The sequence below is a fragment of the Flavisolibacter nicotianae genome (assembly GCF_003628535.1).
Classification (GTDB): domain Bacteria; phylum Bacteroidota; class Bacteroidia; order Chitinophagales; family Chitinophagaceae; genus Flavisolibacter; species Flavisolibacter nicotianae.
Map to the genome: position 1 here is coordinate 567,576 of NZ_RBCI01000003.1, position 21,417 is coordinate 588,992.

Sequence of the window (21,417 nt, forward strand, 5' to 3'; positions counted from 1 at the left end):
TTTGTAAGCAAGTAAACCAAAACTTTTTCAATTCATTGTAAAAATCTACAACTGTGGCGTACGATAACAACGACAAGAAAATGGAAAGCATTTACAGCAAGCGGATTCGGGCTGGTAAGCGCAGAACGTACTTTTTTGATGTGAGAGCAACCCGTGGCAATGATTACTATCTGACCATTACCGAAAGCCGTAAACGTTTTAATGACAATGGTTACGACCGCCACAAAATTTTCCTTTACAAAGAAGACTTCAACAAATTCATCAAGGCCCTGAATGAGGCGGTTGATTATGTCAAAACACAGTTGATGCCGGATTTCGATTTCGATGCGTTCAACCACGAAGATGCGGAAGTGGATGGCGAAGACATCGGTGTTGAAGTGAATGGGGTGCAGGCTGAAGTTCCTGAAACAGTTGCGGTGGCTCCAACGCCAACAACAGCTACGGCATCTACCGAAGATGTAGACAAATGGTAATTGTGCACTAAAAGAATAGGAAAGCCCCGGTCACCCGGGGCTTTTTCATTTGGGGGAAACGCAGGTTAGCTGCGCATTTCCTTAAAGGCATTGATCAAGCCGTTGGTGGATGAATCATGCGTTGCCACAGGATCCGCTTTTTCCAGTTCGGGCAAAATTTTGTTGGCCAGTTGTTTTCCCAGCTCCACGCCCCATTGATCGAAGGAGAAGATGTTCCAGATCACCCCCTGCACAAAGATCTTGTGTTCGTAAAAGGCAATCAATTCGCCGAGCGAAAACGGAGTGATCTTTTTCACGAGGATCGAGTTGGTGGGCCTGTTACCGGTGAAGATTTTGAAGGGTGCGATGCGGGCAACTTCTTCGGGACTTTTACCCGCTTTAAGCAGTTCCTGTTCCACTTCTTCTTCCGACTTTCCGTTCATCAGGGCTTCGGTTTGGGCAAAAAAGTTGGAGAGCAGCTTGACGTGGTGATCGCCGACGGGATTGTGCGACTGTGCCGGCGCAATAAAGTCGCAGGGGATCAGTTGCGTTCCCTGGTGGATCAACTGGTAAAAGGCATGCTGTCCATTGGTACCCGGTTCGCCCCAGATGATCGGTCCTGTTTTGTAATCCACTTCTTCGCCGTTGCGATCTACACTTTTGCCGTTGCTTTCCATGTTGCCTTGCTGGAAGTAAGCGGGGAAACGGTGCATGTATTGATCGTAGGGGAGAATGGCTTCGGTTTGCGCACCGAAAAAATTAATGTACCACAACGAGATTAGGGCCATCAGCACGGGAATGTTCTCGTTCAGTTCCGCGGTGCGGAAATGCTCGTCCACGGCATGAGCGCCTTTGAGCAATTCTTCAAAATCGCCAAAGCCAATTACCAGTGCTATGGAAAGACCGATGGCACTCCACAGCGAGTAGCGTCCGCCAACCCAATCCCAAAACTGGAACATGTTGGCTTTGTCGATGCCAAATTTTACCACTTCTTTTTCGTTGGTGGAAAGGGCTACAAAATGTTTGGCTACATGGACTTTGTCACCTGCTGAAGCGAGAAACCAGTCTCTTGCCGTGTGGGCATTGGTCATGGTCTCCTGCGTGGTAAAGGTTTTTGAAGCCACCAGGAAAAGCGTTTCTTCCGGGTCCAGGTTTTTGAGGGTTTCGGTAATGTGCGTGCCGTCGATGTTGGAAACAAAAAAGGCCTGCATGCCCTGCACCCAGTACGGCTTCAGGGCCTCGGTCACCATAAACGGTCCAAGGTCGCTGCCCCCGATCCCGATGTTGACGATGTTACGGATTTTTTTACCGGTGTAGCCTTTCCATTCACCATCGTGCACTTTCGTACAGAAGGCTTTCATTTGTTCCCGTACCGCATTGACCTCCGGCATTACGTCTTTGCCTTCCGAATAAATGGGGCGGCCGGAAAAATTCCGCAGTGCCACGTGCAATACGGAGCGGTGTTCTGTCTGGTTGATGAGCTCTCCTTCAAACATCGCCGTGATGGCGTCTTTCAGACGGCATTCGTTGGCCAGGTTGACCAGGGAATTGATCGTTTCTTCGGTAATGATGTTTTTGGAAAAATCAACCAGGATGTCGTTGAAGTGATGTGCATATTTTCGAAAACGGTCCGCGTCCTGCGCAAACAGCTCCGACATTTTTGCTTTCTTCATTTTTGCTGCGTGGGCCGTCAGGGTTTTCCATGCGGAAGTAGTGGTTGGATTGACGTTCGGGAACATGGCTGATAATTCTGTATTTGAGGTTTGAAATTACTTCTTTGAAAAGCGAAAAAGGGTAGAAGTTTTTGCGCTTTCGGGTTGATCAAATCGCATCGATCGTCTGGATGGTTTTTTCGATCATCTCGGGGGTAACATCCAGGTGGGTGACAATTCTCACCTGGGTAGGAGAGATGGCATACCAAAGAATATTTTCTTCTTTCATCCTGGCCACCAGCGACGGTGAAGTGAAACGGCCTTTGACGGAAAAAATAATGATGTTGGTTTCAACCGGCAGTACGGTTTCGACAAAATCTTTTTTGGCCAGCGCTTCCGCCAATTGTTTTGCTTGCAGGTGATCCTGCTTCAGGCGGTCAACGTTGTTTTGCAAAGCATAGATCCCGGCCGCTGCCAGGTAACCGGCCTGCCGCATGCCGCCGCCAAACACTTTGCGTACACGTCTTGCTTTGCGAATAAAATCGGCGGAGCCGAGTACAAGGCTTCCCACGGGACAGCCAAGGCTTTTGCTCAGGCAAACGGAAATCGTGTGAAAAACCTCTCCATAGGCTTTGGGATCTTCCTTCCGGGCGACGATCGCGTTGAAAAGCCGTGCGCCGTCAAGGTGAAGCGCCAGGCCGTGTTCATCGCAAACCTTCCGGATGCGGCGGATCTCGTCGAATTCGTAACAGCTGCCACCACCACGATTAGAGGTATTTTCCAGGGAAACAAGACTTGTACGGGCTTTGTGCACATCATCGGCGTTGATGGACTCGGCCACCTGTTCTGCCGTAATGCGACCGCGGTTGCCGGAAACCAGTTTGACCTGTGCGCCGGAATTTAGCGCAATCCCACCGCCTTCGTATTGATAGATATGAGAACTGCCGTCACAAATAACCTCGTCGCCGGATTGTGTGTGGCACTTGATGGCAATCTGGTTGGTCATTGTGCCGGAGGGGCAAAAAAGAGCCGCCTCCATGCCAAACAGGCTGGCCGCCATTTTTTCGAGCTGATTGATAGAAGGGTCTTCACCAAAGACATCATCGCCGACGGGTGCCGCAAACATGGCGTCCTTCATTCCGGCTGTTGGTTTTGTCACTGTATCTGAGCGGTAGTCAATAATCATCGGCCAAATTTAAACAGTTCGCGTCGTTCCTTTCCTTCCGTTTCATTCAGATAACCGATTCCCTTAGTTTTTCGCACCATCGACCTCTATACCGCTGGAAAAAAATTGCGGTTAGGCCAGCCTGTGCGACGAACAGATATGCCGAAATCGTGTCCGGATGTCCAGCGTAAGTTGAAAATGCCCGTCAAAAAAACGGCTTGTCCCATTTTCCGGCCTTTCCATCCCATTTCAGAACAGCCGCACAGGCGGTTCCGGTAGTTTCGAAATCACAAGAAAGGAATCGATGTCCTCAGCTACCTATCCCAATGCCTCATTCGTCTTCGAATTCGAAACCTGGAATGCCCGGACTTTGTTTTTGAAACAATTGCCAGCAGAAACGCCGGCTGCCCTTTGCGGGGGAAAGGCCGTTTGCCGTTCGGCCGGCGGATTTTTCCGTTTGTCAATCCTTTTGCCGGAACTGTAACGCACCATGCAACCCTGCGTCCTATACCTGTCGAACGTTTACCGGTCATCATGAAAATGCAACGTTCATAAGAAAACAATGTACTTTACATTGCATAGTACCTAAGTTTGACATGAAACTAACCTAAACAAGTACTTAAAAAGACAATAGAATGAAACAGTTTTTTACACTCCTTACAACGCTGCTTCTTTTTGGCTTTACCAGCCAGGCACAACAAACCGGTAAAGTGACCGGTTCAGTGATTGATGGAAATCAAAAGACGATCGAGTCGGCCACCATCAGCCTGCTGCGAGCGAAAGACTCCACCGCCATCAAGTTTGCCGTTGCTTCCAAAGAGGGCACATACGCATTCGACGGCATTGCCGATGGCCGCTACGTTGTATCGGTTTCGGCCGTTGGTCACCAGAAGGGTTTTTCGCCGCAGTTCGAGGTCAGCCCGGAAAAGCCGGACGTAAAATTAGGTGTGATTGAACTGGTGCCTTCGCCCAAAGCCATGAACGCCGTCACCGTTGTGGCCCATAAACCGTTTATCGAGCAGAAGATCGACCGGACCGTGATCAACGTGGAAGCGTCCGTGACCAACGCCGGTACCACGGCCCTGGAAGTGCTGGAAAAATCCCCGGGTGTGACCGTGGATAAAGACGGCAACATCAGCCTGAAAGGCAAGCAGGGTGTGATGGTGCTGATGGACGGCCGCCCCGCCTACCTGTCGGGTGCCGAACTGGCCAACTACCTGAAAAACCTCCCGTCCAGCGCACTGGATCAAATTGAGATCATGACCAACCCGCCGGCGAAATACGATGCTGCCGGTAATGCCGGGATCATCAACATTAAAACCAAGAAAAACAAGATCCAGGGTTTCAACGGCAGCGTGTCGCTGAACTACGGCCAGGGCGTTTACTGGAAAACCAACAACAGTGTAAACGTCAATTTCCGCACAGAGAAGATCAACGTGTTTGCCAATGCGAGTCAAAGCCAGTGGAACGGCTTCCAGGAACTGAACATCAAACGGACATTCCGAAATGCGTCTACCAAAGAAGTCAATGCCATCTTCGAACAGGTGTCGCGAATGCACAATGAAAATGGCAATTACAATTTGAAACTGGGCGCCGATTATTTTATCAATAAAAAGTCAACCGTCGGTTTCGTGGCGAGCGGTTTTTTAAACCCCGAACATTTTCGCAGTGCCAACACCAGCTATCTGATGAATCCGTCGCGCCGCGTTGACTCGATTGTTTACGCCACCAGCACCAACAACAATAAATGGAAGAACGGCAGCCTGAACCTGAATTTCCGCACTCAGTTCGACAGCCTCGGAACAGAGCTGACGGCTGACGTGGATTACGTGAAATACACCTCCGACGGCGACCAGACATTTGTGAACAATACCTATGATCCGTCGTGGGCAAAAACCGGTGCGAAACTCATTCGCAGCAACCTGCCGATCGACATCAACATCCAGTCGGCAAAAATGGATTTTGCACGGCCTTTCAAGAACGGCGTTAAGCTGGAAGCCGGGTGGAAAACCAGTTTTGTCAAAACAACCAACGGTGCCTTTTACTACAACGTTTTCCCCGACTATGAAGCGCCGGATTTTACAAAAACCAACGAATTCCTGTACAAGGAAAACATCAATGCCGCTTACGTGAATATCAACAAGCAGTTCAAGAAATTTGGCCTGCAAACCGGGCTGCGTTACGAAAACACCAATTACAACGGCAAGCAATTTGGCAACCTGCAGCAAAAAGACTCGGCGTTCAAAAAAAGCTATGGCAACCTGTTTCCCACGGTTTTTCTCAGCTACAACGCAGGCAAAAATCACCAGTTTGGGCTTTCGCTCGGCCGCCGTATCCAGCGCCCTTCTTACCAGGACCTGAACCCCTTCCTGTTCTTCCTGGATGAATACACCTACCAGTCAGGAAATCCCTTTATTCGTCCGCAGTTCACCAACAACATCGAGCTGACGCATACGTTCAAAGGCATCCTGACAACCACGCTGAACTACAACCATACGAAAGATTACCACATGGAAACATTCACCCAGGAGCAAAGCAGCGCCACGTCGAATGGGTATGCAACCATAGTTCGCCGGGGTAATATCGGGAAAGTGGATGCAGCAGGCATTTCGGTCAGTGCAAACATCCCGGTGGCCAAATGGTGGAATGCCATGCTGTACTCCAACCTGAATTACAACCGTTTTTATGGCGAACTATATGGCGAAAACCTGAACCTTTCGGCGACCAATGTTTTGTTCAATGTCAACAACCAATTCCGGTTCAGCAAAGGCTGGAGTGCAGAGCTGAGCGGCTTTTACAGAACCAAAGGTGTAGAAGGACAAATCATCATCCAGCCACTTGGCCAGACTTCTGCCGGTGTGAGCAAACAGATTTTCAAAGGAAAGGGCACCGTGAAGCTGAATGTACGCGACCTGTTTTATACCAACCGTGTGACGGGTAACATCAATTTCAAAACGACCGAAGCACATTTCGAAAACTTCCGTGACAGTCGCGTAGCCAATCTTTCCTTCACGTACCGCTTTGGCAAGCCCTTGAAAGGCGGACAGCCCAAGCGCAAGATCGGTGGTGCTTCCGATGAGCAAAACCGCGTGAAAGTCGGCGGCAACAATTAAACTTTTCACCCTCCGTGATAACCGAAGGGGCTGCAAGGCCCCTTTGTTCATTTCACGGAAAAACAAAGGCGGAACGGCTGCTTTAACAGGTGGTTTCTTTCATCACTGAATAAGCGCAATTCATCACATTTCGCATGCAGGCCCCGCATCTTTTAAAAACATTTGCAGTGTACACTTCAAACCAACCAATATGAGAAAGCGACTACCATTCTTCTTTTTTTGTTTTCTTGCCTGGACTGGTGCCTTTGCGCAGGCCACCGGAAAACTGTCCGGAACCGTAAATGATGAAAGCGGAAAAGCGCTGGCGTCTGCAACCGTGTCACTTCTCCGTTTGAAAGATTCCGGCCTGGTAAAACTGGCCATCACCGACAAGAGTGGCCGCTTTGATTTTATCAACCTCAAAGACGGCAAATACCTCCTTTCGTTTACGTCGGTTGGTTTTGAAAAAAAATATTCTTCGCCGCTAACGGTTGCCGGTGGCGAGGCCGAACTGCCGCCGGTTGTCCTGTTGCCATCTTCCAAGGATTTGAACAACGTAACGGTATCGGCAAAAAGGCCGTTCATTGAATCCAGGATTGATCGAACGGTGGTTAACGTGGAAGCGTCGCCGAGCAGCGCCGGTGCAACCGCCCTGGAAGTGCTGGAAAAGTCCCCCGGTGTCACGGTCAATTCCGACGGCGTGGTGAGCCTTCGCGGCAAGGCGGGAGTCGTGATGATGGTCGATGGCAAACCAACCTATCTCTCTGCAACCGACCTGGCCAACCTGTTGAAGAACATGCCAGCATCGGCACTCGACCAGATCGAGATCATGACCAATCCTTCCTCGAAGTACGACGCATCGGGTAACGCCGGTGTCATCAATATCAAAACAAAAAAAGGCCGTGCCCCGGGTTGGAACGGAAGCATTACTCTGGGCGCCGGTACGTCGGTCTACCGCCTTGGCAATACGACCTACCTGATGCCCAAATCGCAAAACAGCTTCAACTTCAATTATAAAAAAGGCAAGTACAATTTTTTTGGCAACTACAACCCCAATTATTTCCGCGGTCGAAACACCATGACATTCGACCGGAACTTTACCGAGAATGGCGTCATCAGCGGGTCGTCGGTGCAGGAAACAAAGTTCAAGTTTGGCAATAACAACCACACGTTGAAACTCGGCGTGGATTATACGGCCGACAAGAAAAATACGTTCGGCGTCGTGGTCAGCGGATTTGTTTTTGACGGTCATCCCACACCCATCTCAACACAGACCCTCAAAGATGCGGCTGGCAAAACCACTTCCGTTATCGTTTCCAAAACCGACAACGATATCAGCTTCAATAATTTTACCGGTAACCTTAACTGGCGCCACACGTTCGACAGTACAGCGAAAGAGCTGACCGCGGATTTCGACTATGTGAAATATGCCAACACATCGGACATGCTGCTGGCCAGTGAGTTCTTCAACGGCAGCAACCAGCGCACCGGCGATTTGTTGCTGAAGGGGCACCTGCCGTCGAACATCGACATCTATTCGTTCAAATCCGACCTGACCATTCCGTTCAAAGGCGGCAGGATGGAAGCCGGCGTCAAGTCGAGTTATGTTAGCAACGACAATGAAGTGGACTACCGCCGCCAGTTGATCGATAAATCCTGGATTGCCGATAACCGCTCGAATCATTTTATCTACGACGAAAACATCAACGCGGCTTATCTCAATGCCAATAAGCAATTGGGCAAATGGTCGGTGCAGGGCGGTTTGCGGTTGGAAAACACCATTGCCAAAGGAAAACAGGTCACGAACGATTCTACCTTCAGGCGGAATTTCACCAACCTGTTTCCAAGTGCTTTTGTGAGTTACGGGATCAACAAAAACAACCAGCTTACCCTGTCATACAGCCGTCGCATCACCCGCCCCAATTACCAGGACCTGAACCCGTTTACCTTCTTCCTCGATTCGCTGACATACAGGGTGGGAAATCCCTACCTGCTGCCACAGTTTACCAACAACGTGGAATTGAGCTATGCATATAAAAGCCGGTTCATCGTGACGGCCAACTATAACGGCACAAACGACGTGATCTCGCAGATCCTGCGGCAGAACAACGAGAAGAAAATCACCTATCTCACTGCCGAAAACGTGGCGAAGTTTCGCAACATGGGCTTGTCCATTACGGCACCCATTACGGTTGCAAAATGGTGGAATGCCAACCTGTTTACCAATGTGTACAGCAACCGTTACCAGGGAATCTACAACGACAAGCCGTTTGATATTTCGTTTACATCCTTTTCTGCCAACCTTTCCAATACGTTCCAGTTGGGCAAGGGGCTGACCGGAGAGATCAGCGGTTTTTATCGCTACAAGACGGTTGACCAGCTGGCTGTCATAGAGCCGTTGTACCAAATGAGCCTGGCCGCTTCCAAACAGATATTGCAGGGGAAGGGTACGGTGCGCCTGAATATCCGCGATCCGTTTGCCTGGATGCGGTTCAGCGGGGAAAACAAATACGGCGATATAGACATGCGTTTCCAGAACCGGCCCGACACAAGGCAGGTAGCGGCCACCTTTACCTATCGATTCGGTAAGGCAAGCCCGCAGTCGCAGCCCCGCCGCCGCAATTCTTCCTCGCAGGAAGAACAAAGCAGGGTAGGACAGGGCAATTAAAAAGAGTACTTTTTATTTTTCTCATGTGCAAAACCGGCTCCTTTTTCCAAAGGAGCCTTTTGATTTTCGAATACCAAACAAGGGATGATGAATGCCGAAGGGTTTTAGGGCATCTTTCCCTCTCTTCTCAGGAAGCTTGCTTTGTTGGGAAGAGAGATGAACAGAGGATTTCACTTCAATATTCTTTCCTCCTTGTTCATCTGTTCTTCTGTTCATTTTCCTATCTTCAACGCCCAAAACCACAACCCCTTATGCCTTCTTTCGATATTGTTTCCAAAGTAGACGCACAGGCACTCGACAATGCTGTGAACGTTACCAAGAAAGAGATTACCAATCGCTTCGATTTTAAGAATGCCCATATTGTCATTGATTTGAACAAAAAGGATTTCAAGCTCAACGTCGAAACCGACGACGACATGAAAATGCGGCAGCTGATCGATGTGCTCATCAACCGGGCGCACAAGCAGGGGATTGCCCCCGAGGCATTCGATACGTCGAAGGATGGCTACCAAAGCGGCAAAGTGTGGAAAAAAGAAGTGCAGGTACGCAACGGCCTGAAGCAGGAGGATGCCAAAAAGATCGTCAAGCAAATCAAAGACAGCGGGCTGAAGGTGCAGGCCGCGATCATGGACGACCTGGTTCGGGTGACAGGGAAAAAAATTGACGACCTTCAGACCGTTATCCAGGCCGCTAAAGGCTGGGACTTGGGTATTCCGCTCCAGTTTGAGAACATGCGAAGCTAATTTGGTTCAGGGGTTTGGGGACCACAAACCGGGTTCCCCGCTTCGTGAACGTGTGAACAAGTGAACTCGAAAACGATCTCTTTCAACATCTGCTTAACAAAAAAAGTTTTCCGGGTGTGTAATTTTTTAGAAGGGTTTACTTACTTTTGCGCCTTCAATTCAAGCAATCACACGATATTTATAAAATCATTTTTATGAAAAAGGGTCTTCATCCGGCAAATTACCGTTATGTGGTTTTCAAAGACATGAGTAACGGGCACAGCTTTTTAAGCCGTTCTACCGCAGCAAGTAAAGAAACCGTAAAATGGGAAGATGGAAACGAATATCCCCTGATCAAATTGGAGATTTCCAATACGTCTCACCCTTTCTTCACCGGTAAAAACATGTTGGTAGATACTGCCGGCCGTATCGACAAGTTCAAGAAAAAATACGCAAAGAAATAACTGTTGCAGTTTTCATAACAGACTATCCCGCCTTTCCAGGCGGGATTTTTTTGTTGGCTGGATGGCAGGCTTCCGGGTGAGCGCAGTTGCCGTTTCGATAGGTAAATTCTTTTACCTTCGGAGAATTGAGACAAATCAACGGTAATAGATCACCAAAGACAAGCATCCAGTCATATGTATAAGATTGTTTTTACCGAAGAGTTTTGCAACCCGGGTAACCTTTTCCCATTCACCCTGACCCGCCAGGTTCAGGACATTCGTGTCGGCATTTTAACCATCCGGGAAAAATGGGAAACGGCCCTCCAGGCCCCTTCCTTCGATAAGTTTGAAGAAGACTACAAAGACCTGGAAAGGGCGGTGAAGATCAGCGAAGTGATTGGTGGTGACCGGGTTTACCTCATTCACGGGAATGTGCTCCCCACCAAAAAAATCGTCAAGCAGGTAAAAAAGTTGAAACCCGGTGAGTTCCTGGCGGTGCCCGACCGCGAAAGTTTTGTTTACTGCATTTCCCAAAAAGAAGTGCTGGATGAAAACAACATCAAGATGGGAAAGCCGGTAGAGATTGAAAGCGAATTGAAGGAGATCAGTTTGCCCTGGCATATTTTTCAGCTGAACGCCTGGGCCATCGAGCAGGATTTTGCCCTGCTGACAGAGGGACGGAAATCGCAGAAAATCTCGGAAACAAACAATGTCAACAACCCATCCAATGTCTTTATTGAAAAAGGGGCGGTCGTGGAATGTTGTTACCTGAACGCCCAGGAAGGACCGATCTATATCGGGAAAGATGCCGTGGTCATGGAAGGTGCCCTGCTTCGCGGTCCACTGGCAATCTGCGAAGGCGCCGTGGTGAAGATGGGAGCAAAAATCTATGGCGGTACCACCATCGGGCCCAAATGCACGGCAGGGGGAGAAATTAAAAACTCGGTGATGTTTGGAAATTCCAACAAATCGCACGATGGCTATATGGGTGATGCCGTGATTGGCGAGTGGTGCAACTGGGGCGCCGGCACCTCCAATTCCAACATAAAAAACAATGCGTCCGGTGTGGTTGTGTGGACGCCAGGCGGCGCCATCAACGTGGGGCTGAAATGCGGTGTGCTGATGGGCGACTATTCCCGCACGGCGATCAATACTTCCATTAATACGGGTACCGTGATTGGCACCTGTGTGAATGTGTATGGCAATGGCCTTACACCCAAATATATTCCTCCATTTGCCTGGGGCAGCGACGGCTTGCAGCGGTATGAATTTGAGAAAGCCCTTGCGGATATCAATAACTGGAAACTCCTGAAGGGGAGCGCACTGACTTCAGCAGAAAAAACGATCCTGAAACATATCTTTGACCACTATTAAAATTGGAAACAGCCAAACCTGCAAATACACGTTTGGCGTTCTCGGGATTTTCGATTTTTTAATTTTCTTATTTACATAGTAAACTACCAACACAATGCGGAAACAAATTGCAGCAGCGAACTGGAAGATGAATCTCACGCTGGAAGGAGCGCAAGGTTTATTGGATGATATTTTAAAAGAAGCCGTGCAACCCGGCGCCAACCAGCAGGTCATTTTTGCGGTGCCTTTTCCCTACCTGATGATGGCAAAAGAACGGGTAACACAGCAAGGCTACGCTGTAGCTGCGCAAAACTGCAGCAACAAGAAAAGCGGGGCTTATACCGGCGAAGTATCCGTAGAAATGCTTCGCTCCATTGGGATCGACCATTGCATAATCGGCCATAGCGAACGACGCGAATATTACGGGGAGATCGACGAAATCCTGCAGCAAAAGCTGGCTCTTTGCCTCGATCATGGCGTGACGCCGATTTTTTGTTGCGGCGAGGCGCTGGATGTCCGGGAAAAGGGAAAACAAAACGACTTCGTCCGGGAACAACTGGAAAAGGCGCTGTTCGAATTTTCCGGTTCGGAAATGAAGAAGATCGTCATTGCCTACGAACCCATTTGGGCCATTGGGACCGGTAAAACAGCAACAGCGGAACAGGCGCAACAAATGCATGCGTTTATCCGTTCTGTATTGGCGGAGAAGTGGGGCCTGGATGTCGCGAATGACGTTTCCATTTTGTACGGCGGCAGCGTGAAAGGTGCCAATGCAAATGAACTTTTTGGTTCACCCGATGTCGATGGCGGCCTGGTCGGCGGCGCTTCTCTCAATGCGTCAGAGTTTATCCAGATCATCAAAGCATTAAAGCATTAAACCATCAACCCAATACAAGATCGTTGTTGTTCAAAAAAACCATGTGCTCCTGCGATTTTTAAAGCTGCGGCTCGTGGTAAACGGGATGCATATTTATCCGCTTCGCAAAAACAACCCGGTCCTGGTTACCATGCCCACCAATCCGTCACGGATCGTTGTGACCGATGGTTTTCACATAACGCAACCCCTTGAACTGAAGTACCGGCAACAGACTTCGTACTTCAACATTGTTTGCGCCATCGACAACGACGTGCTGGTTGGCGGGCTCATTTTTATGCTCATGTTTTTTGCGATGGGTGCCACCTCCGGCGTGTGGCTGCTGCAATTTTTCAGCCTGTTACCCATCGGCTATATTCTTTTTCTGTATTACATCCGCCGGAAAGAATTTATCCGGATCCTGCCTGCATAGCCGGACAGTGCAGGCCTTCATGACCGTTCTCTCTGTATGCCCAAAGCATTGATTTTTGACGTTGGTGCCCACCGCGGCGATGACAGCTTTGTTTATCTGAAACAGGGCTATCGGGTGGTTGCCGTGGAAGCCAACGAATTGCTGACGGCAGAACTGCAAAAGCGGCTTCAGGCGGAAATAAAGGCTGGCGATTTCAGCATTGTTCACTGTGCCGTTAGCTCGACCGATGACCAATGCATCAATTTCTACCTTGCCCGGGATACAAGCCGGAGCTCTGTATTCGAATCGGCACAGGCCATTGCCACAAAGGTGCAGTCGCAACGCCTTGATACCCTTTTTGCCAAATTCGGTGAACCGTTTTACTGCAAAATAGATATCGAAGGTTCGGACCTGGTGGCGCTTCATTCCATAGGAAACTATCGTCCGTCCTGGGTTTCTGTCGAAGTGAGTGGCCATTCCGTTGCGGAGCTTGAAATGCATACAGGAAAACTGTTTGATACGCTGGAGGCATTGCACCAATTCGGCTATACGCAGTTTAAACTGGTTGACCAGGAAAACCTGGTTGTTCTTTCCAGGCAGTCCTATTACCGATATCGCAAAACCATTCCGGGCGGCGTACGGGAATTTATCTGGAAAAAGTTTCGGTTGTCGCCCCGCGATCATTTCCGGCGAAAATTTCATTTGCCTGCGGACAGTGAACTTTCCGGTTACCCGTCCAACGGATTAGGTGGCGTGTGGTCTAGTTATGCAGAAGCAAAAGACCTTCTTGCCTTTCACTTTGCTGAATACCGCGAAGTGTGCAGGGATAAAAACCTGCTTTTTTGGGTGGACATCCATGCCGGTTTAGGGACGTGAATTTGCGGCTGCGAGGCCGGTTAGCATTTGATTCAATGTGGCGATCCCTCTTTCCAACGAAAAGTTTTGCGCATTCAGGAAGGCCTCATTGGAAAGGCGCAAAAAGTATTCGTCCCCAAGAAAAAATTGGCTGGCCAGGTCGAAAGCTTCATTGGCCGATGCGTACCGGATGCAGCTTGACCCTAGCTCGTTTGGAACGGTGAGCCAATCCGGAACGAGGAGTGGCTTCCCGTGGCGGATGGCATCGTACATGTTGCCGCTCACTTTTGTCTGGCCGTAAGTTTCCTTAATGGCATCGTGGATGGCAGTGCTTTTACACAGAGGAGACCACAACAAACTGCTCCGGGAAATGAGATCCTGGAATGTTGCCTCGGGTATTTCATCCGTATAAAACGTGATAGCAATGCCCTTGCGCTGCTGTTCCCGAGCTTTTGCCAGGATCGTCTCTCCATAAGCTCCCACGGGCCGGCCAGCGAGTACAAACCTGATTTTATACGACAGCGCTTTTGCCAGTTTTTGAAAAACCTGAAGCACCAGGTGATAGTCACGCCGTTTTTCATCGATTGAACCCGGCACAGTAAGGACCGGTACTTCCGGTCTTCCGGCCGGTGGTTTTGCCCGGGTAATCACCGGCGGCAGCCAGTAAACGGGTTTCGTTGTTAACTGGTTCGACAAAATATAGTCTCTCATCGCGTTGGCATTTACGATAAATCCACCGGCCTTTTTTAGCAGCAGGCGTTTGCCGATGGTTCGAACCAATTTCCGGGGATGAGGCGATAGCGGACTCCGGAAAAAGTTGTTGATGTCGTGAACATTAATGAGGACCGTTGCCGTGCCGGACCGGATGGCTTCAAAGAGTAAGAGGTGCCGGAAATCGATGCTGTTGAGAATAATGACATCCCAGGATTGGGATAAAAAAAAGTGTTTGATTTTGTGACGAAACACATGCCGGCTCTCGTCCAAACGAAAGTAATAAAATGTGAAGCGGGAATAGTTGGCACCAAGAACGGTTTTGAGGTCGGCTTCAAACGCGTCGGACGTAAAGAAGGAAACGTCGTGCGACAGATGAGAAAAAAACTCGCAATAGGGAAGGACCCAGTCGAGATGGATTGGTTCGTATATTGCAATCTTCATAAATGTCGGCTCACCATTTTTCTTTTGTTCGGTCGCTCAAAAAAACGAAAGCTTTTGTTGACTTCAATGCACTCAAGCCCGTTTTTTATCGTGTTGTACGGTTGGGTGTGATGAACGTTGCAGGCGTCGCCCTGGTTTTCCTGACCAATTATCTCTTAATCCGTGTTGCCGGGGAAACGGCCTACGGGAACTACAGCATTATCACTGTGTGGGTAAACCTGTTTCTGGTGCTCGTTGTTTTTGGCTATGATGATTATTTCATTGCAAAGGTGCCGCAGCTACAAAGCCGGAACCAATCTCTCCGGCCCCTGTTGCAACAGGCTCTTAAACTGACTTCTTTTGTGTTTGTGGTCGTGGTGGCAGTGGTGATTCTCCTGTTCCTTGCCAATCTTTTGCCACCCGTGATCGCCGGTTACAAAGTCCTTTTCTTCGCGGTGTTGGCGTTAACGACGTTGTTTACGCTCCTGCAGGCTTTTTTCCGCTCGGTCAACCTAATCGGGTTGGGACAGGTTTTCGAAAAAATCGTTCGGCCCGGGCTCGTGCTGGCCGGGATCTTTGCCTTTTACCTGCTACAACGCCATGTGGTTTTTGAGAGCATCCTCCTGGTGCATTTGCTTTCCCTACTTGCCGTTTGCCTGCTTTTAATCCGGCGGCTTCGCAAGATCACAAGCATGGAGGCGATTACCGGAGAGTTTTTAAAGCCGGAGGTTAAGTCAAACTTATCATTCTTGGGTATTTCGCTGCTTTACCTGCTCAGTACACGTCTCGACCTGATTTTTCTCTCACAACAGGTTGTGCCGCAGGAAGTCGGTTATTACAACCTGGCTGCCCGCATTGGCGACCTGGTTGGTTATCCGCTCACCGCCATCAATTTGGTGATTCATACCATGCTTTCGCAGCAGTATGCCGGCAATAACAAGGACCGGATTTTTCAAACAACGGCCAGGATTACGGTATTTTCCTTTGGAATGACGGCCTTTGTTTTTTTGGTAATCCTGCTTTTTGGAGAAAGCATCCTCGGGATTTTTGGCGAGTCGTACCGGAAAAGCTTTCCGGCGCTGCGCATTCTTTCCTGCTCACACCTGGTTTATTCACTATCGCTGCCTTTTAACGCTTATTTTATGGTAAGCCAAAACGAGCGGCTTTCCCTGGCAAGCCTGGCCGCCAATGTGATTGCAACATTTCTACTGGCCTTTTTTTGGGTACCGGACATGGGCAGCCGGGGCGCCGCCCTGGCAGTATTGGGCGGAAGTATTGTTTATTTTCTGGCGACCGGCCTGTTTGCGTTCCGGCAGTATCAACTTGGCAAAGAGCAACGGGCTATCACTTCAAAATAGGGTAATTGCCTCTCCTCAATAAAAGTCAAAAGATTTTCCTTGGTGGTGAAATGCGGGAGCAGCAGTGCTTCGTCAAAAGCAAGGTTAAAAGAAACCGCTTCAGGACAGAAGCCTTCCAGTCTCGACAGGATTTCCCGCAACTCGGGTTTGTATTCCGGGTAGATGCACTCGAAGCTAAGGCAGGGCAGGGGTTGAGATAGGCCTTTTAGAACGTCCAGCTCAAAGCCTTCCGTGTCGATCTTGACAAAGTCGGGACGACCAAACGTTTTAATGAGGTTGTCCAGCGTGTCGGCTTCAACCGCAGTTTTGCGGGGGAACAGAACCTCTTCGCCCCATTTTTGCGCACCGGTGCTTTCGGCCAGGGATTTGAATTTGGCACTGGCCGTGTTAAAAGCGGAGCCTTCTGCCGGCGAAAAGAAATCGAGTGTTGATGCGGTGGCCGCAAGGGCTTTGTTCAGCAAAACAACTCTTTGCTTTAATCCAAGAAAACGCAGTGTGAGGATGCGAAAGTTATGCTGGTCGGGCTCACAACAAACAACCTTCTTCGCAAGGCGGAGGAAAGCCTCGGTTTTGTGTCCATCGTAGGCGCCAATGTCAAAAATCAGTTGGCAGGGTGGAAGAAAGGAACGGTAAAACCGGGTTTCCCTTTGCAGTTCGTCCCGCCATTTCCCCGGCAAGGCCTGCCGCAGCCACAGGGTTATACGGTTGTATTTGAGAGGGTAAAACCAGCCCCATTTCAGCAAGCGTTCTTTGATCCTTTGTTTCATGCGATGTTGGCAAATGTATTCATCCTGTGTTGTGCAGCCTTTTGTTATTGGCGAATTGCCGGAGGATTTTGTACAGGATGCCTCTGTTTTCCCGGAAGCACAGGAAATTGGGGGCTGCACAAGCATCGAAACAGGAAGGACTTAACAAAATTCTTCCCGAAAATTTCAATCGGCCCGCTTATCTTTGCGCCTCTTCCGGAAAACGGAAGGCATTGCTCCGAACAGGCTCCCCAAGTATTCTCCTGTGAGAATCGCCTCAAGGGCTGAACAATAAAGCATTCGTAAAATGCCGAAGGTTAAAACAAACTCCAGCGCCAAAAAAAGATTTAAAGTAACGGCCACTGGAAAAATCACACACCAGAAATCTTTCAAGCGTCACATCCTGACCAAAAAATCGAAAAAGCGGAAGCGTTCATTGCGCCAGGACGGCGTGGTAGCAAAAGCCAACCTGGATTTTGTAAAACGCCTTTTAGCGCTGAAATAAGCGGTCAGCCGTGGATCGTCAGCAACCAGGAAAAAGCTGACTGCTGATAGCCAAAACCACATTCATTTAACTTTAAACTAATTCAGATATGCCTCGTTCCGTAAACGCTGTTGCTTCAAGAGCACGCAGAAAGAGAATTTTAAAGCAAGCCAAAGGCTTCTATGGCAAGCGGAAAAACGTATACACCGTTGCCAAAAACGTCGTTGAAAAAGGGATGACCTATAGCTATGTAGGTCGTAAACTGAAGAAAAGAGAATACCGTCGTCTGTGGATTGCCCGTATCAATGCGGCCGTTCGCGAAGAAGGGATGACATATTCGCAGTTCATCAATGCCCTGAACAACAAAGGCATTACCCTCGATCGTAAAGTACTGGCAGACCTGGCCATGAACAACGCAGAAAGCTTCAAAGCGCTGGTTGCTCAGGTGAAATAAGTCGCCGCGACTCGTTGTTGAAAACCGTCCTGGAATTTCAGGACGGTTTTCTTTTTGCATATATCCTACTTTTGCCAAAATCTTTTAAAAAGGAATAACCCATTTCAACTGTCAATGAACAATACCTACATTGATCTCGTTCAGCAAACTTTCAATTTTCCGCAGCCCGGACTGGATGTTAAAGACGGTTACCTTCACTTCAACGGTCTTGACTTAAAAGCCATCATTGAAAAGTACGGAACGCCATTGAAGCTAACGTATCTGCCCAAAATCGGCATGCAGATCAACAAGGCCAAGGATATGTTTGCCAAAGCGTTCAAAAAACACAAGTACGAGGGCGAGTATTACTATTGCTATTGCACCAAGAGCTCGCATTTCAGCTTTGTGGTGGAGGAAGCGCTCAAGCACGGCATTCACCTGGAAACATCCTATGCGTACGACATTGAAATCATCAAGAAGCTCTACGAGAAAAAGAAGATCACGAAAGATATCTTCATCATCTGTAACGGGTTTAAACAAAAAGGGTATACGCGTCGCATTGCGCAGTTGTTGAATGGCGGGTTTAAAAATGTCATCCCGGTGCTGGATAACAAGGATGAATTATTGGCCTACCGCAAGTCGGTACGGGTGCCTTTCAAAATTGGGATCCGTGTAGCGGCTGAAGAAGAGCCCACCTTTCCTTTTTACACCTCCCGCCTGGGAATCCGTGCAAAAGACATTCTCGAGTTTTATGTCGACAATATCGAAGGATACGAGGACAAGTTTCAACTGAAAATGCTCCACATTTTCCTGAACAAAGGCATCAAGGACGACATTTATTACTGGTCTGAACTGAACAAGATCATCAACCTGTATTGCCAGCTCCGCAAAATCTGTCCTGAACTGGACTCCCTGAACATCGGCGGCGGCTTTCCGATCAAGCACTCCCTGGGTTTTGAATACGATTACCAGTTCATGATCGACGAGATCGTCAGCAATATCAAGGCGGCCTGCAAGCGCAGCAAGGTGCCGATGCCGAATATTTACACGGAATTTGGCAGCTATACAGTGGGTGAAAGCATGGCCCATATCTACAGTGTGATTGGCGAGAAAGTGCAGAACGACCGCGAAAACTGGTACATGATCGATTCGTCGTTTATCACGACCCTCCCTGATACCTGGGGCATTGGAGAGAAGTTCCTGATGTTACCGATTAATAAATGGGAAAATGAATATCAGCGGGTCGTCCTGGGCGGTATAACCTGCGACAGCCATGATTACTACGATTCCGAAGAGCATATCAACGAGGTTTTCCTGCCTAAGATTAATGGCGGCGAGCCGCTTTATGTGGGCTTTTTCCATACCGGGGCTTACCAGGACCAGATCAGCGGCTATGGGGGCATCAAGCACTGCCTGATCCCTTCTCCGAAACACGTCATCATCGAGTACGATAAAAACGGGAAGCTCGAAGACTGGGTTTATGCCAAAGAGCAATCCGCACAAAGCATGCTGAAGATTTTAGGCTATATCAAGTAAAAAGAACAACGTTCGCTATAAAATAAAAATCCCCGGTTATCGGGGATTTGCTTTTTAGGTTCGGCGAACATGTTAGTTGCCTAGTACTTTTCTGCGGGCTTCGTCTCTGTTCTGCCTGATCTCTTCGCGGGATGGAGCTTGCTGCACGGTTCCGCCGCGCTGATAAACGCCGCCGCCTCTGCTATAGCTTCTGTTATAACCACGATTGTATCCGCCATAGGGATAACTTCTGCTGTATCCTGTTCCGTATCCAGAACCATAGGTAACATCATAGTAGCGGCCGGTGTATGGATCTCTCTCCAGTACGACGGTACCATAGTAGGGATCCTGCATGTAAACACGGTTGCCAATACGCTGCGTACCCCGGGTGTCCAGGTATTCATCGTCTGCGGCGCCTTGTGTGGTGACACAACTGGTCATGATCAGCACAACGGTCAAAAGCCCCAATAGAAATTTGATGTTTTTCATGTATCGGTTTGTTTACATGATTAACGTCAAATTTGTCGCCAAAATTTTACTGAAACCCTTTTCTGTGGCGGGTTTGCGCAATATTAACATTGCCTTCCTGTACGGGCGGGAGCGGGGGTAGAAAAAGCTAAAAAACGTACTTTCTTTAACCTTTCAGGCGGTACTTGCGCTGCACTTTAGGGCTGTTGAAATAGCGGTTCAATTCCTCTTCTGACATGTCGTTTGTAAACTCCAGCGGCACGTCGATGAGCTGCATCTGGCTTTGTTTTAATTCATCCTTCAGCTTGTTGATCTTTTTCATGATATCGGGATCTTTTTCGCCAATCAACTGGTTGTCCTGGAGCATGTATTCGAGCCGTTTAATGGACGTACGAATAACAGATGCCTGGTTTTGATCGATGGGCTTGTTAGGAACTGATGCTTCTTTGATTGGAACAAGGGCGAGACCCACGCTGGGCAGGATTTTGCCGGTTCGTTGGTCTTCCGAATTGCCCGAGGTCGAAAGCACCGTACCGGTCAGCGACGTAGAGGCGGAAGTTAGATCAAAAACGACACGGGTGTTTTTGGTGCGCTTCAGCTTTTTATCCAACTGGAGAAAGGTATATTTTAACTGAAGCACGTACTTGTTGATGCTTTTTACGACCTGGTTATATTCTTCTCTTGCCAGCACCTGGTTCAGTGCATCCCGCACGATGATCCGAACGGTAGCCGTGTCCCGCTGCCCCATTTTGGTACTGCCGATAAAGCTAAGCAGCACCGGGCGCACTTTTGCTGAGTCGGATTCCCTGGCAAAGTCGTAACCGGGTGTCCAGGTAAAATCGTCGCCGCATTTTTGTACGCTCTGGTAACCGGTAATGGGTACAGAGGAAGTCATGATCAGGTTTTCGATCGGGTAGCTGCCCGTTTCGCAAAGGATTTTAAAACTGATCGTTTCCGCTTCATCAATCCAGATCGTTCCGCCCACGGTTGGTTTCACCTGGGAGGGGATAATTTCAGTATTGAAGAAAACGATGTTAAAGCTGGTGTCTTTCCGGTCTGAAGGGTCATACAGGTTTTGAACCCCAATGGCGACTTTGTACGTCACGTCGTATTTCAGTCGGCCGGAAAGGAAGTAACTTTTCTCTGCTCTAAAGGAAATCAGCCCATTGTCTTTACCAATGCGGAGGCCGACAGGGGCATTTTTCAGGTACCAGAAATAATTTTCAGGATTTTTATTGATTTGAAGCTGGTACAGCAGCGACGAATCCACATGCAAGGTAAAATAGGGGTTCAGGTTGACGATGCGCAGCGACGTATCACCGGCGGGTACACGGACCATTGTATCAACGGGCGGCATCTGAACACTATCGTCTTGAGCTGAAAGGGTAAACTGGAAAAGGATGAAAAGAAAAACGCCAACCAGTTTTCGCAAATTTTCGCACATCATCGTGGCTGCAAAATACAGAAATTAAGAAGGTTTGGAAAACATGATTTGCCTGCAAAAGGAAGGGCTCGGTATCGGCCGGCGATTACCGCTGTGTTTGACACTTGTTCCCAGCGCCTTTTTACCGGCAATGGATAGGTGCAAAAAAGTAAACCCCCGTAGAAACGG

General features: G+C 48.9%; 20 protein-coding genes. 13 read left to right on the forward strand and 7 right to left on the reverse strand.

The annotated features are described in order from the left end of the window. Positions 1-53: 53 nt before the first annotated feature. Positions 54-473 carry a DUF3276 family protein gene (locus tag D6024_RS10845; protein WP_121354607.1) on the forward strand — a complete coding sequence of 140 codons (420 nt, stop codon included), beginning with the start codon at positions 54-56 and terminating at the stop codon, positions 471-473. 65 nt (positions 474-538) lie between these two features. Here D6024_RS10845 and pgi read toward each other — a convergent pair whose 3' ends face one another. Together pgi and ltaE are read right to left on the reverse strand one after the other, a co-directional pair. Then, positions 539-2,191: a glucose-6-phosphate isomerase gene (gene pgi / locus D6024_RS10850; protein WP_121354608.1), complete on the reverse strand. Its 1,653-nt coding sequence runs from the start codon at positions 2,189-2,191 to the stop codon at positions 539-541. Positions 2,192-2,273: 82 nt separating this feature from the next. Further along, positions 2,274-3,290 carry a low-specificity L-threonine aldolase gene (gene ltaE / locus D6024_RS10855; RefSeq protein ID WP_121354609.1) on the reverse strand — a complete coding sequence of 339 codons (1,017 nt, stop codon included), beginning with the start codon at positions 3,288-3,290 and terminating at the stop codon, positions 2,274-2,276. Between the two features lie 614 nt (positions 3,291-3,904). Between ltaE and D6024_RS10860 the strand changes: the two genes are divergently transcribed. Beyond that, positions 3,905-6,382 carry an outer membrane beta-barrel protein gene (locus D6024_RS10860; RefSeq protein WP_121354610.1) on the forward strand — a complete coding sequence of 826 codons (2,478 nt, stop codon included), beginning with the start codon at positions 3,905-3,907 and terminating at the stop codon, positions 6,380-6,382. A gap of 190 nt (positions 6,383-6,572) precedes the next feature. Continuing rightward, on the forward strand, positions 6,573-9,029 hold the full coding sequence (locus D6024_RS10865) for a TonB-dependent receptor domain-containing protein (protein ID WP_121354611.1): 2,457 nt from the start codon (positions 6,573-6,575) through the stop codon (positions 9,027-9,029). A 21-nt stretch (positions 9,030-9,050) separates the two neighbouring features. On the opposite strand, the gene D6024_RS26670 is transcribed toward D6024_RS10865, so the two are convergent. After that, the gene (locus D6024_RS26670; RefSeq protein WP_162944695.1) at positions 9,051-9,245 is read right to left on the reverse strand and encodes a hypothetical protein; all 195 of its coding nucleotides are present in this window, start codon (positions 9,243-9,245) and stop codon (positions 9,051-9,053) included. Between the two features lie 35 nt (positions 9,246-9,280). Between D6024_RS26670 and D6024_RS10870 the strand changes: the two genes are divergently transcribed. The 6 genes from D6024_RS10870 (at position 9,281) to D6024_RS10895 (ending at position 13,688) form a co-directional block, all read left to right on the forward strand. Continuing rightward, on the forward strand, positions 9,281-9,772 hold the full coding sequence (locus D6024_RS10870; RefSeq protein ID WP_121354612.1) for a YajQ family cyclic di-GMP-binding protein: 492 nt from the start codon (positions 9,281-9,283) through the stop codon (positions 9,770-9,772). A 194-nt stretch (positions 9,773-9,966) separates the two neighbouring features. Next, the gene (locus D6024_RS10875; protein ID WP_121354613.1) at positions 9,967-10,215 is read left to right on the forward strand and encodes a type B 50S ribosomal protein L31; all 249 of its coding nucleotides are present in this window, start codon (positions 9,967-9,969) and stop codon (positions 10,213-10,215) included. A gap of 174 nt (positions 10,216-10,389) precedes the next feature. Continuing rightward, positions 10,390-11,568, forward strand: a complete 1,179-nt coding sequence (locus tag D6024_RS10880) for a putative sugar nucleotidyl transferase (RefSeq protein ID WP_121354614.1) — start codon at positions 10,390-10,392, stop codon at positions 11,566-11,568. Positions 11,569-11,662: 94 nt separating this feature from the next. After that, positions 11,663-12,424, forward strand: a complete 762-nt coding sequence (tpiA, locus tag D6024_RS10885; protein WP_121354615.1) for a triose-phosphate isomerase — start codon at positions 11,663-11,665, stop codon at positions 12,422-12,424. A 43-nt stretch (positions 12,425-12,467) separates the two neighbouring features. Further along, the gene (locus tag D6024_RS10890) at positions 12,468-12,833 is read left to right on the forward strand and encodes a hypothetical protein (protein WP_121354616.1); all 366 of its coding nucleotides are present in this window, start codon (positions 12,468-12,470) and stop codon (positions 12,831-12,833) included. 36 nt (positions 12,834-12,869) lie between these two features. Further along, positions 12,870-13,688, forward strand: coding sequence for an FkbM family methyltransferase (locus D6024_RS10895; protein WP_121354617.1), 819 nt, complete (start codon positions 12,870-12,872; stop codon positions 13,686-13,688). Here the strand turns inward: D6024_RS10895 and D6024_RS10900 are convergent. After that, entirely contained in the window at positions 13,677-14,822 is a 1,146-nt protein-coding gene (locus D6024_RS10900; protein WP_121354618.1) for a glycosyltransferase family protein, read from the reverse strand. The two genes, D6024_RS10895 and D6024_RS10900, sit on opposite strands and share 12 nt — an antisense overlap. Positions 14,823-14,824: 2 nt before the next feature. Between D6024_RS10900 and D6024_RS10905 the strand changes: the two genes are divergently transcribed. Next, positions 14,825-16,159, forward strand: a complete 1,335-nt coding sequence (locus D6024_RS10905) for a lipopolysaccharide biosynthesis protein (protein ID WP_121354619.1) — start codon at positions 14,825-14,827, stop codon at positions 16,157-16,159. On the opposite strand, the gene D6024_RS10910 is transcribed toward D6024_RS10905, so the two are convergent. Next, positions 16,120-16,926 carry an FkbM family methyltransferase gene (locus tag D6024_RS10910; RefSeq protein ID WP_162944696.1) on the reverse strand — a complete coding sequence of 269 codons (807 nt, stop codon included), beginning with the start codon at positions 16,924-16,926 and terminating at the stop codon, positions 16,120-16,122. The two genes, D6024_RS10905 and D6024_RS10910, sit on opposite strands and share 40 nt — an antisense overlap. Positions 16,927-17,212: 286 nt before the next feature. On the opposite strand from D6024_RS10910, the gene rpmI reads away from it, so the two are divergent. From rpmI to D6024_RS10925, 3 genes are all read left to right on the forward strand, one after another. Next, positions 17,213-17,410 (forward strand): 50S ribosomal protein L35, encoded by a 198-nt coding sequence (gene rpmI, locus D6024_RS10915; protein ID WP_121354621.1) that lies wholly within the window; start codon positions 17,213-17,215, stop codon positions 17,408-17,410. A gap of 88 nt (positions 17,411-17,498) precedes the next feature. Continuing rightward, complete coding sequence (gene rplT / locus D6024_RS10920) at positions 17,499-17,843, forward strand: 50S ribosomal protein L20 (protein ID WP_121354622.1); 345 nt, start codon at positions 17,499-17,501, stop codon at positions 17,841-17,843. 114 nt (positions 17,844-17,957) lie between these two features. After that, positions 17,958-19,358: a type III PLP-dependent enzyme domain-containing protein gene (locus D6024_RS10925; protein ID WP_121354623.1), complete on the forward strand. Its 1,401-nt coding sequence runs from the start codon at positions 17,958-17,960 to the stop codon at positions 19,356-19,358. 72 nt (positions 19,359-19,430) lie between these two features. Here the strand turns inward: D6024_RS10925 and D6024_RS10930 are convergent, their stop codons facing one another. Both D6024_RS10930 and D6024_RS10935 read right to left on the reverse strand, forming a co-directional pair. Further along, positions 19,431-19,826 carry a hypothetical protein gene (locus D6024_RS10930; RefSeq protein ID WP_121354624.1) on the reverse strand — a complete coding sequence of 132 codons (396 nt, stop codon included), beginning with the start codon at positions 19,824-19,826 and terminating at the stop codon, positions 19,431-19,433. Positions 19,827-19,971: 145 nt separating this feature from the next. After that, on the reverse strand, positions 19,972-21,252 hold the full coding sequence (locus D6024_RS10935; RefSeq protein ID WP_240410012.1) for a hypothetical protein: 1,281 nt from the start codon (positions 21,250-21,252) through the stop codon (positions 19,972-19,974). Positions 21,253-21,417 lie beyond the last annotated feature (165 nt).

What these genes read in the sequence shown, in the direction of transcription:
- pgi (WP_121354608.1), bottom strand. Translation starts at nt 2,191, where the DNA reads ATGTTCCCGAACGTCAATCCAACCACTACTTCCGCATGGAAAACCCTG.
- ltaE (WP_121354609.1), bottom strand. Translation starts at nt 3,290, where the DNA reads ATGATTATTGACTACCGCTCAGATACAGTGACAAAACCAACAGCCGGA.
- D6024_RS10860 (WP_121354610.1), top strand. Translation starts at nt 3,905, where the DNA reads ATGAAACAGTTTTTTACACTCCTTACAACGCTGCTTCTTTTTGGCTTT.
- D6024_RS10865 (WP_121354611.1), top strand. Translation starts at nt 6,573, where the DNA reads ATGAGAAAGCGACTACCATTCTTCTTTTTTTGTTTTCTTGCCTGGACT.
- D6024_RS26670 (WP_162944695.1), bottom strand. Translation starts at nt 9,245, where the DNA reads ATGAACAGAAGAACAGATGAACAAGGAGGAAAGAATATTGAAGTGAAA.
- D6024_RS10870 (WP_121354612.1), top strand. Translation starts at nt 9,281, where the DNA reads ATGCCTTCTTTCGATATTGTTTCCAAAGTAGACGCACAGGCACTCGAC.
- D6024_RS10875 (WP_121354613.1), top strand. Translation starts at nt 9,967, where the DNA reads ATGAAAAAGGGTCTTCATCCGGCAAATTACCGTTATGTGGTTTTCAAA.
- D6024_RS10880 (WP_121354614.1), top strand. Translation starts at nt 10,390, where the DNA reads ATGTATAAGATTGTTTTTACCGAAGAGTTTTGCAACCCGGGTAACCTT.
- tpiA (WP_121354615.1), top strand. Translation starts at nt 11,663, where the DNA reads ATGCGGAAACAAATTGCAGCAGCGAACTGGAAGATGAATCTCACGCTG.
- D6024_RS10895 (WP_121354617.1), top strand. Translation starts at nt 12,870, where the DNA reads ATGCCCAAAGCATTGATTTTTGACGTTGGTGCCCACCGCGGCGATGAC.
- D6024_RS10900 (WP_121354618.1), bottom strand. Translation starts at nt 14,822, where the DNA reads ATGAAGATTGCAATATACGAACCAATCCATCTCGACTGGGTCCTTCCC.
- D6024_RS10905 (WP_121354619.1), top strand. Translation starts at nt 14,825, where the DNA reads ATGTCGGCTCACCATTTTTCTTTTGTTCGGTCGCTCAAAAAAACGAAA.
- D6024_RS10910 (WP_162944696.1), bottom strand. Translation starts at nt 16,926, where the DNA reads ATGAAACAAAGGATCAAAGAACGCTTGCTGAAATGGGGCTGGTTTTAC.
- rpmI (WP_121354621.1), top strand. Translation starts at nt 17,213, where the DNA reads ATGCCGAAGGTTAAAACAAACTCCAGCGCCAAAAAAAGATTTAAAGTA.
- rplT (WP_121354622.1), top strand. Translation starts at nt 17,499, where the DNA reads ATGCCTCGTTCCGTAAACGCTGTTGCTTCAAGAGCACGCAGAAAGAGA.
- D6024_RS10925 (WP_121354623.1), top strand. Translation starts at nt 17,958, where the DNA reads ATGAACAATACCTACATTGATCTCGTTCAGCAAACTTTCAATTTTCCG.
- D6024_RS10930 (WP_121354624.1), bottom strand. Translation starts at nt 19,826, where the DNA reads ATGAAAAACATCAAATTTCTATTGGGGCTTTTGACCGTTGTGCTGATC.
- D6024_RS10935 (WP_240410012.1), bottom strand. Translation starts at nt 21,252, where the DNA reads ATGATGTGCGAAAATTTGCGAAAACTGGTTGGCGTTTTTCTTTTCATC.